The following is a 12,419-nucleotide window of genomic DNA, read 5'->3' as shown; positions in this document are numbered from 1 at the left end:
CTGTGCGAAACGACGGGTGAAACAAGCCACCCCGGCGCTCGCCGACCCCGGGCAACCGTGCCCGCCCCTGCTGCGTCAATCGACCTACAGAGCGAATGTCCGGCTGGTTAGCATGGGTCAGCCTTCGCCGCCGACCGAAACGGGGCTCAGTATCGCTATGGGTAACTGGCGCACGATGCGCCCGGGACTGGAACGGCTCGTGCGCGAACTGGCCAAGTTCGGCGCCGTCGGTGCGCTGGGCTTTCTGGTGAACGTCGCGATCTTCAACCTGTGCATCCACACGTTCCAGCTCGCCCCCATCCGCTCCGGGGTCATCTCGCAGGTCGTCGCGATCGGCACCAACTATCTGGGCAACCGCTACTGGACCTACCGGCACACCGACAAGAACCGGATTCACCGCGAGACGGTCCTCTTCTTCCTCTTCAGCGGCGTCGGCCTGGTGCTGGAGAACGGCATCCTCGCCCTCTCGCACTACGGCTTCGGCTACACCTCGACGCTCGCCGACAACATCGCCAAGAACGTCATCGGCCTCGCCATCGGCACCGCCTTCCGCTTCTGGGCGTACCGCTCCTGGGTCTTCAAGGTGACCGCCGGGCCCGGCTCACGGGCCGCTACGGACGGTGGCGAGGCAGCCGAGCAGTCCCGTGCGGGGCACCCGAGCCCGGGCGCCCCGGACACCGGTGACGCCGGTGTCCGGATCGCCGTGGACCCGACGGGCTCAGCCGGCAGCGGACCCCGCGATGTCGGCGGCCTCACGGCTGAGGAACAGCGCGAAGACCGGCGGGAGCTGCTGAAGTAGCTCCAGGCGCCCGCCGTCCGCCTCCGCGAGGTCGCGCGCGACGGCCAGCCCGAGCCCGGTCGAGTTGTGGCCGCTGACCGTCCGCTCGAAGACGCGGGAGCCCAGCGACTCCTCCACCCCGGGGCCCTCGTCCGTGACCTCGACCACCACCTGGTTGCCGGTGACCCGGGTGCGCAGCGCCACGGTGCCGTCGCCGTGCATCAGCGAGTTCTCGATCAGCGTCGCCAGCACCTGCGCCACCGCGCCCGGGGTGCCCACGGCGCGCAGGCCGGTCTTGCCGGAGCGCACGAGGGCCCGGCCCGCGCTGCGGTAGGCGGGCTTCCACTCCTCGATCTGCTGTTTGACGACCTCGTCCAGGTCGAAACTGACGGCCGAGCCGGTACGCGGGTCGCGGGAGTTGGTCAGCAGCCGCTGCACCACGTCGGTGAGCCGCTCGACCTGGGCGAGCGCGATGGTCGCCTCCTCCTTGACGACGGCGCGGTCGCCCGGCTCGTCGCCCTCGGCCATCGTGATGATCTCCTCCAGCCGCATGGAGAGCGCTGTCAGCGGGGTGCGCAGCTGGTGCGAGGCGTCGGCAGCCAGCCGCCGCTCGGCGGTGAGCATCCGGCCGATACGGTCGGCGCTGGCGTCCAGTACGTCCGCGACCCGGTCCAGTTCAGGAACCCCGTAGCGGCGGTGCCGCGGGCGCGGGTCGCCGGAACCGAGGCGTTCGGCCGTCTCGGCCAGGTCGGTGAGCGGGGCCGCCACCCGGTGCGCCTGGCGTACGGCGAGCACCGCGGCGGCGATCACCGCGAGCAGCGCGACCGCGAGGATGATCAGCAGGGTGCGGCCGACCTCGGCGCGCACCTCGGACCTGGATGCCTGGACGGTGACGTGCTCGCCGTGCGCGCCGGTCTGCTCGGCCTCGACGACGTCGCCCGAGGGCCGCTCACCGACCTCGATGGGCGACCGCCCCGGCACCTCGATGCGGATGTAGCGGACGTGGCGGTCCTTGGATGTGGTGACGCCGATGGACTCCTTGGTCACCCGCTCGCCGGCCACCAGTCGGCTCTCGACGGTGGAGACCAGGCGGACCGCCTCGGAGCGGACATTCTCCTTGGTGCTGTTCTCGATCGTGCGCGATTCGACGATCACGAGCGAGATGCCGAAGACCGCCACCACCACGAGGACGACGGCGAGGATGGAGAAAATGAGCCGACGGCGCACGTGCTGGCTTCTTTCCTAGGGGGCTGTGCAGCGGGAGGGGATACGCGCCCGGGGGCGCGGGGAACTGCGCGACCAGCCACGACGAAGCCGCAGCCCGCGCACTTCGGAAAGGCGCACCCCCTCACCGGCGCCGGCGGGACGGAAAGGCTCAGCTCTTTTCGAAGCGGAAGCCCACGCCGCGCACCGTAGCGATGTACCTGGGATTGGCCGCGTCGTCGCCGAGCTTCTTCCGCAGCCAGGAGATGTGCATGTCCAGCGTCTTGGTCGACGACCACCAGGTGGTGTCCCACACCTCCCGCATCAGCTGGTCCCGGGTGACGACCCGGCCCGCGTCCCGCACCAGCACCCGCAGCAGGTCGAACTCCTTGGCGGTCAGCTGCAGCTCCTCGTCGCCCATCCAGGCGCGGTGCGACTCGACGTCGATCCGCACCCCGTGGGTGGCCGGGGGCTGGGCCGGCTCGGCGGGCGTACCGCGGCGCAGCAGAGCGCGGACGCGCGCCAGCAGCTCGGCGAGCCGGAAGGGCTTGGTGACGTAGTCGTCGGCGCCCGCGTCGAGGCCGACGACGGTGTCCACCTCGTCGGCGCGCGCGGTCAGGACGAGGACGGGGAAGGCGTGGCCCTCGTTGCGGAGTCTGCGGCACACCTCCAGGCCGTCCATGCCGGGCAGCCCCAGATCGAGCACGACCAGGTCGATGCCCTCGCGCAGCCCCGCGTCGAGCGCGCCGGGGCCGTCCTCGCGCACCTCGACCTCGTATCCCTCCCGGCGCAGGGCGCGGGCCAGCGGCTCCGAGATCGACGCGTCATCCTCGGCGAGCAGTACACGGGTCATGCACCGATGGTAGTCCGCGTGGCCGAGCGTAAGGGCCGTCCCGGTGTGCTCCCACCCCCGCACTGTCGATCTCCAGGTGAGATGGACACGACACCATCGAATACGCTGTCGGGTTGCACCGTTCACCTGTGATGTATCTCGCAACCTCTTCCATGAGGCCGTGCGCGGTGACTTATGGTGAATGCACTTATGTAGTGAACGTCGAGGACTCCTGACGCCACAGCACCACGGCCGGGGGTCCTTTTCCGTGTACGGGTCCCGCCTGCGCGCAGCGCCGCTGGGCAGCGCGGCGCCCGCAGCGCAATGGCAAGGAACACCGATATGGCGCCCAGCCTGACGAAGGACGACCCCGGCACAACCGGCGGCAGGACCTTCTTCGGCCACCCACGAGGACTGGCCACGCTCTTCATGACGGAGATGTGGGAGCGCTTCAGCTTCTACGGCCTCCGCGCTCTGCTCGTCGTCTACCTGGTGGCCGGTGGGCCCGACGCGGGTGAGGGCGGCGCACACCAGGGCGGCGGCCTGGCCATGACCCTGGCCACGGCGACGGCGATCTACTCCGTCTACAACGCCATGGTCTACCTGCTGACCATGCCGGGCGGCTGGTTCGGCGACCGGCTCTGGGGCCCCCGCAAGACCGTCACCGTCGGCGCGGGCATCATCATGATCGGCCACCTCACCCTGGCGATGCCGGGCGAGGCATCGTTCTTCATCGGCCTCGCCTGTGTGGCCACCGGCTCCGGGCTGCTGAAGGCCAACATCTCCAAGATGGTCGGCGATCTGTACAACGGGCCCGACGACCCGCGCCGCGACGGCGGCTTCACGGTCTTCTACATGGGCATCAACGCCGGCTCGTTCCTCGCCCCGTTCGCCATCGGCACCGTCGGCCAGACCGTCAACTGGCACCTGGGCTTCGGCATGGCCGCCGTCGGTATGGGCCTGGGCCTGATCCAGTTCCTGGTCGGCTCCCGCCATCTGGACCCCAAGAGCAGCCAGGTGCCCGCGCCGCTGACGGCGCAGGAGAAGTCGGCAGTGCTGCGCAAGGCGCTGCTGTGGCTCACCGTCGCCGTCGTGTTCTACGGCGTCGTGGTCGCCACCGGCACCTTCACTCTCAACTGGGCGATGATCCCGCTCACCGTCCTTGGCCTGCTCATCCCGCTCGGCATGCTGGTGCGGATCAAGCGCGACAAGGACCTCACCCGGGCCGAGCAGGGCCGGATGACCGGGTACATCTGGTTCTTCGCCGCCGCCGCGATCTTCTGGATGATCTACGACCAGGGTGCCTCGACCGTGCAGGCGTTCGGTGACGCCAAGACCACCTCCCAGGTGCTGGGCTGGCACTTCCCCTCGACCTGGTTCCAGTCGATCAACCCGCTGTTCATCATCCTGCTCGCCCCGGTCTTCGCCTCCCTGTGGCTGGCCCTCAACCGGCGCGGCAAGGAGCCGACGACCACTGCGAAGTTCGCCTTCTCGCTGGTCGTGATGGGCCTGTCGTTCTTCGTCTTCGTCATCCCGATGGGCATGGCCTCCGGCGGTACGAAGGTGAGCCCGATGTGGCTGGTCCTCATCTTCCTGCTGCACACCGTCGCTGAGCTGTGCCTCTCGCCGGTGGGCCTGTCGGTGACCACCAAGCTGGCCCCCGCCAAGTACGCGAGCCAGCTGATGGGTGTCTGGTTCCTCGCCGTGACAGCGGGCGACAGCATCACGGGGCTGCTGTCCATCGGCGGCGTCGACCTGAGCACCACCGGGGTCGTCGCCATGGAAGCCACCCTCTCGGCACTGGCCGGCTTCGCGATCTACATGTACCGCCGGCAGATCACCGCGACGATGACCGAGGTGAAGTAAGAGCCCTCTTACCCCCGCGACCCCTTTCCGCCGCGACGGCGGGAAGGGGGATCGCCCTCGCGGCGGGGAGGAAGGTCGCCCTCGCGGCGGGAAGAGGCCCGTACGACCAGGGTCATACCCAGGCGGAAGACCGCCAGCGGGACCACCACGCACAGCAGTACCCAGAAGAGGGTCACCCCCCAGGGACGGCCCACGTTCCACGGCTGCTCGGTCAGCACGCGTCGGCCGAGCTTGGCCGCGACGGTGTACTGACCGTGCGCGCCCGCGGCCAGCTCCACGGTCAGCTCCACCCGCGCCTTCTCGCCCGGGTCGATCGTGCCCCGCCACTGCTGGCGCTCCCACTCGGGCGCGAGGACGCCGTGCGAGGCCCCGACCTCGAAGACCGGGTCCCGGGCGCGGTCGGCCCCCAGGTTGCCGACCGTCAGCACCAGCTTCCGCTGCTGAGGGGCGCCGAACCAGTTGAGCAGCCCGCTGTCGCCCTCCAGCCGCGCCGCCAGGACGCTGAGCCGTCCGCCCGTACGCTTCTCGGGCAGCGGTTCCACCGGGTGGCCCGCGACCCGGAACGCCGCTTCGGCCGCCGCGAACGGGCCGGTCACCGTGGCGGCCCGGACGACGCACGGGCACGCCTCGGGCGGCTCGGCCACGGGGAGCCTCTTGCGGAAGCGGCCGTTGCCGTCCGTTGTGACTGCCCGCCCTTCCGCGTTGGCGCAGGCATTGGTGCCGCCGATCGCGTTCTGGCCGCACAGCAGCAGGGTGAGCAGGGTGTCCGGCCGCCACCCGGTGCCCCGAACCGTGACGGTCGCCCCGGCCCCGGCCTCGCCCCGGGAGAGCGTGACCTTCGGGCGCGCCTTCGCGGAGGCCGGTGTCGTCGCGGCCGGTGCCGTTGCCGCGGCCGGTGCCTGCCCAGGCGCGGCCGGCGCCTGCGGGGGTGCGGCCGGTGCCTGCGGGGGTGCGGCCCCGGTGAGGGCGCAGGCCAGCAGGGCGACCACCAGACATACGGTGCGCCGGATACGCGTCGGGATCGTCCTCATTCCGCGGCTCCCGTGGTCGGCGCCTGACGTCGGGTTCGAGGCTGCCGCGGGCCCGCGCCGGCGGCCGGGGTGCGGCGTCTGCGGCGGACGTACCAGGCGACGCCGCCGCCGGCGAGGACGAGGAGCACACCGAGGGCCCACTTCCAGGGCACGGCCGTGTAGGAGACGGCGGCCGTGTCACGGGCTCCGGCTTCGGCCGTCACCGTGAGGCGGACATCCGCCACGTCCACAGCGGGCGGACGCGGCCACCGCTCGTGGCGGGTGACGCGTCGGCCGGGGAGCAGTTCCACGGGCAGGGCACGGGCCGGTTGCCGTACCAGCGGACCAAACAGCCCGTCGGCGCGTACGGCGAGCCGGGGCCGCAGCACGACGTTCCCCCGGTTGACCAGGGTGTAGCCGATCGTCGCCGCGCCGTCCCCGGCCTCCCGCACGGTGACGTCCTCCACGCTCAGGGCCGCCAGGGTCGGCCCGCTCACCCGCAGATACATCCGGACCCCCACCTTCCGCTCGCCGTCGTCGACGACGAGCGCGGCGGGATGGTCCCCCGGCACGGCACTGTCCGGGACGGTCACGCTCAGCGGCACCTCGGCCCGGGTACGGGGCGGCACCTCGACGGTCTTCTCGGCGAGCGCCGTCCAGGTCCCCGCACCCCGGCTGTCGCCCTCCTTGCGTACGGCGAACCCTCCGCCACCGGCGTTGTCCGCGTCGGCTCCGCGCAGCCGGAAGGTGCGGGGCTCGTCACCCTCGTTGGTGAGCGCGAGGGAGTCGTGCAGCACGGTGCCCGGCTCGCCCTCCAGATAGAAGAACGAGCGCGCCTCCGTGCCGCCCGCTCCGGGCCGGGTGCGGGCGGGCGGGGCGGGCGCCGCGGTCCAGTCCGGGTGCGCCTCAGCGAGACTTCTGACCGCTTCGGCGGGTCTCCCTGACACCGCGTCCGCGCGGCCGACGCCGCCCGGCAGACAGAGGGCGAGCACACCGAGCACGACGAGGACGCGGACGTGAGGGGGAGCCTTACGGCCCGCCACGGGCTAGTGCCGGACCGCGGCCCTGCGCCGCGTCACCCACAGCGTTCCGCCGATTCCCGCCAGCAGCACGGTGCCGCCGAGGGTGCCGAGGGCCACAGCGGAGTCGGTCGGGCCGGTCTTGGGCAGCTCGCCGCCGCCGCTGGACGATGTCTGGCCACCGCTCGCCGCGCCGCCGGAGGTGCCGCCACCGCTGGCCGCGCCGCCCGACGCTTCGCCTCCGGAATCCCCGCTGCCGCCCGAACCACCGCTGCCGCCCGCGGCCTTCACGTCCAGGGTGAGGGAGGGCTTGGGGTTGTTCTTCGGGTTGCAGGTGGTGGTCGTGCCCAGGGCCTTGATGGTCAGGGTGCCGGCCGTGAAGGTGACCTTGCCGCTCTTCTTCGGCGTGTAGGTCCCGCTCAAGTCGGGGATCTTGATCGGGGTGTTGGCCGGAATGGCCTTGTCGTTGCCGGGGCCGCTCACCGGTACGTCACCGGTCTCGGCGCCGCCGAGTTTGATCTTGGCGCTGGGCTTCATGGCGCCCTTGCCCAGCTCCACGGGGCTGGAGGAGACGCCCTTCTCGAAGGACATCGTGAGCTTGTAACCGCTGCCGCTCTCGCTGGCCTTGATGTCGATGGGCGACACGGCGCTCTTGTCCCCGATCGGGGTCTTGCACTGGTAGTCGACGTCGACCGTGGTGGCGCTCGCGGTGGGAGCCGACAGCAGTACGGCCGATCCGGCGAGGGCTGTTGCCGCCACCGTGGCGGCGGCCGTGCGGGTGTGGCGTTTCTTGCTGTGGGACACGGGGGTTCCCCCTTCATCCGGACGCGCAAGTTACTGACGACACATCAGATTCGCGCCGACAGTAGCCCCAGGCCCTTGGAGAGGGAAGAGCCTCCGCGCCGTGAGTACAGGGTCGCCCCAAAGGGGCACGGGGAACGGCGCTCCCCTGGGGGCACCTCCCGGCCGGAGGCTGGGGGACTCCGGCCGGGAGGTGCCCCCAAGCCACAGCTCACGCGCGGCCTGCAACGCACGATCAGGAGCACCCTCCCCGGCAAGCGCCCCCGCCGAAGGCGTCAGTGCGGAGCGGCCAGCTCCGCCCACACCGTCTTGCCCGGACCCTCCGGATTGCGTACGACACCCCAGTCCAGGCACAGCCGCTGGACGATGAACATCCCGTGCCCGCCCGGCCGTCCCGCCCGGTGCGGGGTCCGCGGCGACGGGGAACCCGCGCCCAGGTCGACGATCTCCAGGCGCAGCACCTTCGCGTTGGCACCGACCCGCAGCTCCTCGGGGCCGTTGGCGTGCAGACACGCGTTGGTGACCAGCTCCGATACGACGAGCAGCACGTCCTCGGCGGCCGCACGCTGGTCGGCCGTGGCGGCGGGCAGCCAGCCCCAGTCCTGGAGGGCTCGGCGGGTGAAATCCCGAGCGCGTGGCACGGCGCCGCTGGCGCCGACCAGCCGCAGCCTGCGGACCTGCCGCATCGGCTGCCCGCCCTGGCGTGCGGCTCCCCCGGCAGCAGAGGCCGCACTCTCCGCGGCGGTCCCCATGGCGCCACTCCCCCCTTCGGCTCCGGGTGCGGGCGTGGAAGCGCTCCCGGAAGCGTCGGCCTTCCCTGGAGCGCCCTCGGAACCGGAGATCCCGAGGGTCGGCCCACGCTCCGTGCCCGCATCGGCACGCACCCGCGCGTCGGCACCACCGGCCGCGCCGCACCCCGGGCCCGCGGTCGCCGGAGTGCCCTCGGGCTCCGGACCGCGGTCGCCCGCCGGTTGCGGCCGGGTGGTGCTCATCAGTGGTTCACCTCACCGATCACCGGATACGTTTCGCCGTCCCGCGCCGCCCCGTACCGTGCGGAACCTTGACGCGCTGTACACGAATGTCTGACAGATTCGAAGGACTCCTGCCCGGACGCACCGTGAGAACACTTACGGATTCAGCCGGACCTGTGTGATGCGCGTAACGCCCTGATTACGCGTCGGGCCGGTGTTCCGGGCCCGAGGGGTGCTCCAGCGCCGATCCGAGGTCCTCGTGCACGGTGAAGACCGCGCTCGCACCGGTGATCTCGAAGACGCGCGCCACTACGGGGAGCATCCCCGCCAGATGGACACCGCCGCCGGCCTCCTCCGCCTTCAGGCGGGCGCCGAGCAGCACGTTCAACCCCGTCGAGTCGCAGAACTCGAGCCGCGAGCAGTCCACGACGAGGCGGCTGTAGCCTTCCTCGACGCTGCGCTCCAGCGGCTCGCGCAACAGCTCCGCGGTGTGGTGATCGAGCTCACCCTCGGGGGTCACGACGGCACTGATTCCCTCGTGCCGCACCTCGACCGTCAGCCGGCCCTGGCTCGTGCTGCCGGGCATCCCGCGGTCCATGCACACCCCTTCTGTTTCGCGTGAGGGCCTTCACTGCTTCCCCCGTCGAGCGGTTCGCAACCCTACGCCTTCGGCGGCCTCACCGGTAGCCGAACATTGGACAGATTGGTCACAAAAGGACAAAGGGAGCTTGCTCTTGCTGTGCAGGAGCAGGTAGGTCTAGTAGGGATACCGAACCGACGTCGGCTCTGGAGGCGCCGCACCCCGTAGTGCACGTCACGGCTTCGGCAGCCATATGCCGAGAAAACCATGGAGGACAGCCATGTCACCCCGGCTCGACAACGGGATATCCGACCCCGCGCATACGCAGGTCGCGACCGTTCCCGCCGTTCCGGAGCAACACAGCACGGACCGGCTGCCGGATTCCCAGTCCCTGACCCCCGAAACCCTCACCGACCCGGCGAGCGCCGAACAGATCGCGGAGGCGGTGGAAGCCGACCTCTTCGACCAGCTCCAGCTCCCTGAGATCCCACCCTATGACGAGGTCGGTCCGCTGGACGCGCGGGCCCTCTCCAAGACGCTGTTCGAGCGGCTGGAGAACCTCGAAGAGGGCACCCACGAGTACGCGTACGTCCGCAACACCCTGGTAGAACTCAATCTCGCCCTGGTGAAGTTCGCGGCCTCCCGGTTCCGCTCGCGCAGCGAGCCCATGGAGGACATCGTCCAGGTCGGCACCATCGGCCTCATCAAGGCGATCGACCGCTTCGAGCTGAACCGCGGCGTCGAGTTCCCCACCTTCGCGATGCCGACCATCGTCGGCGAGATCAAACGCTTCTTCCGCGACACCTCCTGGTCCGTGCGGGTACCCCGACGCCTCCAGGAGCTGCGACTCGACCTGGCCAAGGCGGGCGACGAACTCGCCCAGAAGCTGGACCGGGCGCCGACCCCCGAGGAGCTGGCCAAGCGGCTGAACATCTCCAGCGAGGAAGTCATCGAGGGCATGGCGGCGAGCAACGCCTACACCGCCAGCTCGCTGGACGCGCAGCCCGAGGAGGACGACACCGAGGGTGCGCTGGCCGACCGCATCGGCTACGAGGACCACGGACTCGAAGGCATCGAGTACGTCGAGTCGTTGAAGCCGCTGATAGCCGAACTCCCCCCACGGGACCGCAGAATCCTCTCGCTGCGCTTCGTGGCGAACATGACCCAGTCGGAGATCGGTGAGGAGCTCGGCATCTCGCAGATGCATGTCTCCCGCCTCCTCTCCCGCACCCTGGGCAAGCTCCGCAAGGGGCTGATGATCGAGGAGTGACGCGGGGTGCCGCCCAGCGCGGTGCGGCGACTCCGCGTGCCGAGGGCCCGGCCGGACAACGACAGTCCGGCCGGGCCCTCGGCCTGTCCGGTCACTCCGGGCCGCCCCGGCGCTCCGGGCCGCCCGCGCCGTCCGGCCTGTCCGGGCCGTCCGCAGTGGTGACTGCACGCGTCGACCAGCCGCTGACTACCGCCCCCGGACGACCCGGAGGTGCAGCCTCCACCCCTGGTTCGACATCCGAGTTGGAACCTGTACGGGATTCGCCGCGGCCTGCGGCTGCCTACCGTCCTGGAGGTACCGAGAGAAGTCCGCGACCGACCGGGGGAACGAGACCGTGCGCAGCACCATGGACACCCACCAGGAGCGACGCCCGTACGCGCCGACGGCCGGGGCCCCGGCCGTCGACCACCGCCGCGCACTGTTCGCCACCGTGCAGAGCTTCATCTGGGCACACCTGGGCGACCCCGGCCTGTGCCCGGACGCCATCGCCGCCGCTCACCACATCTCCACCCGCAGCCTGCACCGCCTCTTCCAGAGCCAGGGCTGCACGGTCAGCTCCTGGATTCGCCGCCAGCGCCTCAACCGCGCCCGCCGCGACCTGGCCGACCCGAAGCTGGCCCACCATCCCATCCAGGCCATCGCCGCCACCTGGGGCTTCACCCGCCCCGCCGACTTCACCCGCGCCTTCCGCGCCGCCTACGGCATCCCCCCGCATCACTTCCGCACCACCGCGCTGGGCCGCTCCCGTCGCCCCTAGGGGCGAACCCCTGCACGGTACGCGTCCCAAGCAGGGGCGGGATCGCCCCCGAGGCCGATCCGGGAGCCGTCAGCAGCCGCAAAGGTGATCTTCGAACAGCCGCAGATCCCCGGCGTTACGGAGTGAGTTGTGCAGACGCGTATACGGAACACCCTGGTGGCGGCCCTGTTGGCCGCCGGACTCGGCACAACCGCGGGCGTGGCGCCCGCCGTCGCCCAAGCCCCCGGAGCGCAGCCGGTGGCGGCGCGGCAACACCCGGACGGCCTCGACACCGCAAAGCTCCAGGAGGCGCTGCGCGGACTCCCCGACAAGGACACCACCGCCGCGCTGGCCCGGGTGGGCGGAAGGGAGAACTGGCACGGCAGCGCCGGTGTACGGAACCTGCGCACCGGGCACAGGGCGCTGGAGCACGGCCGGTTCCGGGCGGGCTCCACCACCAAGGTCGTCACCGCGGCTCTGGTGCTCAAGCTCGCTTCCCTGGGCCGTATCGACCTCGACGGCACCGTGCAGCACTATCTGCCCGGCCTGCTGACGGACGAGTTCGAACCGATCACCGTACGCCAGTTGCTCACCTTCACCAGCGGCCTCAAACCGGGCCGCGGCCTCGGCCCGGTGAACGGGGAAGGGTACGAGAACCGCTTCAAGACCCTCACGCCTCAGGAGGTCGTGGCCTCCTCCGTCGCCAAGGGACCCTACAAGGGCGAGGGGGAAGGCCCGGGCAGGAAACAGCGCTACGCCAACATCGACTACACGGTCCTGGGCCTGCTCGTCGAGAAGGTCACGCACGACTCCTACGAGCACCAGGCCCGGCTCCATGTGCTGCGTCCGGCCGGAATGCGGCACACCTCCTTCCCCGGCGGCCCCGACCCGCGTATCCACGGTCCGCACAACCGCGGCTATCAGAGGCTCGCGGACGGCAGGGTGGTGGACGCGACCGAGTGGAACATGTCGGACCGCTGGGCGGCGGGAGACATGATCTCCACCACCGCCGACCTGGAGCGGCTGCTCTTCTCGCTGTTCAGAGGGAAGATCGTGCCCCAACCGCTGCTGGACCGCGAGATGTTCACCGTGCCGGACATCGAGGGTGCCACCATGAGCGCCGGGCTCCAGCGGTTCGACGCGGGGAACGGTCTCGTCCTGTGGGTCAAGTCCGGGGCGCGTCCCGGTTACAACACCCTGATCGCCGGCACCCGCGATCTGTCCCGCACCCTCGTCTACTCCGTCAACTCGACGGACGCCAAGGGCCCGACCATGAACCCGGTCGGAGAGCGGCTCGTCAGGGCCGCCTTCTCCCTCCCCGCCGAACCCGGTCGGCGGGGAGGATCGTCCTGA

Annotated in this window: 11 protein-coding genes and 1 pseudogene; 5 read left to right on the top strand and 7 right to left on the bottom strand. The window is 70.9% G+C overall.

Annotated features, from left to right (window positions below):
• Positions 1–157: 157 nt before the first annotated feature.
• Positions 158–799, top strand: a complete 642-nt coding sequence (locus JW592_RS28575; protein ID WP_229377010.1) for a GtrA family protein — start codon at positions 158–160, stop codon at positions 797–799.
• Here JW592_RS28575 and JW592_RS28570 read toward each other — a convergent pair.
• The gene (locus JW592_RS28570; protein ID WP_209268139.1) at positions 719–2,005 is read right to left on the bottom strand and encodes a sensor histidine kinase; all 1,287 of its coding nucleotides are present in this window, start codon (positions 2,003–2,005) and stop codon (positions 719–721) included. The genes JW592_RS28575 and JW592_RS28570 overlap by 81 nt on opposite strands.
• 148 nt (positions 2,006–2,153) lie before the next feature.
• On the bottom strand, positions 2,154–2,834 hold the full coding sequence (locus JW592_RS28565) for a response regulator transcription factor (protein WP_209268138.1): 681 nt from the start codon (positions 2,832–2,834) through the stop codon (positions 2,154–2,156).
• Positions 2,835–3,155: 321 nt separating this feature from the next.
• Here JW592_RS28565 and JW592_RS28560 point away from each other — a divergent pair, with 321 nt between their 5' ends.
• Positions 3,156–4,679, top strand: a complete 1,524-nt coding sequence (locus tag JW592_RS28560) for a peptide MFS transporter (RefSeq protein WP_209268137.1) — start codon at positions 3,156–3,158, stop codon at positions 4,677–4,679.
• An 8-nt stretch (positions 4,680–4,687) separates the two neighbouring features.
• On the opposite strand, the gene JW592_RS28555 is transcribed toward JW592_RS28560, so the two are convergent.
• The 5 genes from JW592_RS28555 to JW592_RS28535 all read right to left on the bottom strand — a co-directional run bounded on the left by JW592_RS28555 (position 4,688) and on the right by JW592_RS28535 (position 9,078).
• Entirely contained in the window at positions 4,688–5,710 is a 1,023-nt protein-coding gene (locus JW592_RS28555) for a neocarzinostatin apoprotein domain-containing protein (RefSeq protein WP_209268136.1), read from the bottom strand.
• Positions 5,707–6,732 (bottom strand): COG1470 family protein, encoded by a 1,026-nt coding sequence (locus JW592_RS28550; RefSeq protein ID WP_209268135.1) that lies wholly within the window; start codon positions 6,730–6,732, stop codon positions 5,707–5,709. The genes JW592_RS28555 and JW592_RS28550 overlap by 4 nt, the downstream gene beginning before the upstream one ends.
• Before the next feature lie 3 nt (positions 6,733–6,735).
• Positions 6,736–7,512 (bottom strand): LPXTG cell wall anchor domain-containing protein, encoded by a 777-nt coding sequence (locus JW592_RS28545; protein ID WP_209268134.1) that lies wholly within the window; start codon positions 7,510–7,512, stop codon positions 6,736–6,738.
• A gap of 272 nt (positions 7,513–7,784) precedes the next feature.
• Positions 7,785–8,501 carry an ATP-binding protein gene (locus JW592_RS28540; protein ID WP_372446589.1) on the bottom strand — a complete coding sequence of 239 codons (717 nt, stop codon included), beginning with the start codon at positions 8,499–8,501 and terminating at the stop codon, positions 7,785–7,787.
• Between the two features lie 178 nt (positions 8,502–8,679).
• On the bottom strand, positions 8,680–9,078 hold the full coding sequence (locus JW592_RS28535) for an STAS domain-containing protein (protein ID WP_209268132.1): 399 nt from the start codon (positions 9,076–9,078) through the stop codon (positions 8,680–8,682).
• 262 nt (positions 9,079–9,340) lie between these two features.
• Between JW592_RS28535 and JW592_RS28530 the strand changes: the two genes are divergently transcribed.
• From JW592_RS28530 to JW592_RS28520, 3 genes and pseudogenes are all read left to right on the top strand, one after another.
• Positions 9,341–10,330 carry an RNA polymerase sigma factor SigF gene (locus JW592_RS28530; RefSeq protein ID WP_209268131.1) on the top strand — a complete coding sequence of 330 codons (990 nt, stop codon included), beginning with the start codon at positions 9,341–9,343 and terminating at the stop codon, positions 10,328–10,330.
• A 394-nt stretch (positions 10,331–10,724) separates the two neighbouring features.
• Positions 10,725–11,087, top strand: a pseudogene (locus tag JW592_RS28525) (helix-turn-helix domain-containing protein); the annotation flags it as partial.
• A gap of 129 nt (positions 11,088–11,216) precedes the next feature.
• Positions 11,217–12,419 carry a serine hydrolase domain-containing protein gene (locus JW592_RS28520; protein ID WP_209268130.1) on the top strand — a complete coding sequence of 401 codons (1,203 nt, stop codon included), beginning with the start codon at positions 11,217–11,219 and terminating at the stop codon, positions 12,417–12,419.

It is taken from the genome of Streptomyces spirodelae, assembly GCF_017676385.1.
Lineage (GTDB): Bacteria > Actinomycetota > Actinomycetes > Streptomycetales > Streptomycetaceae > Streptomyces > Streptomyces spirodelae.
This window is presented reverse-complemented; position numbering and strand designations above follow the sequence as displayed.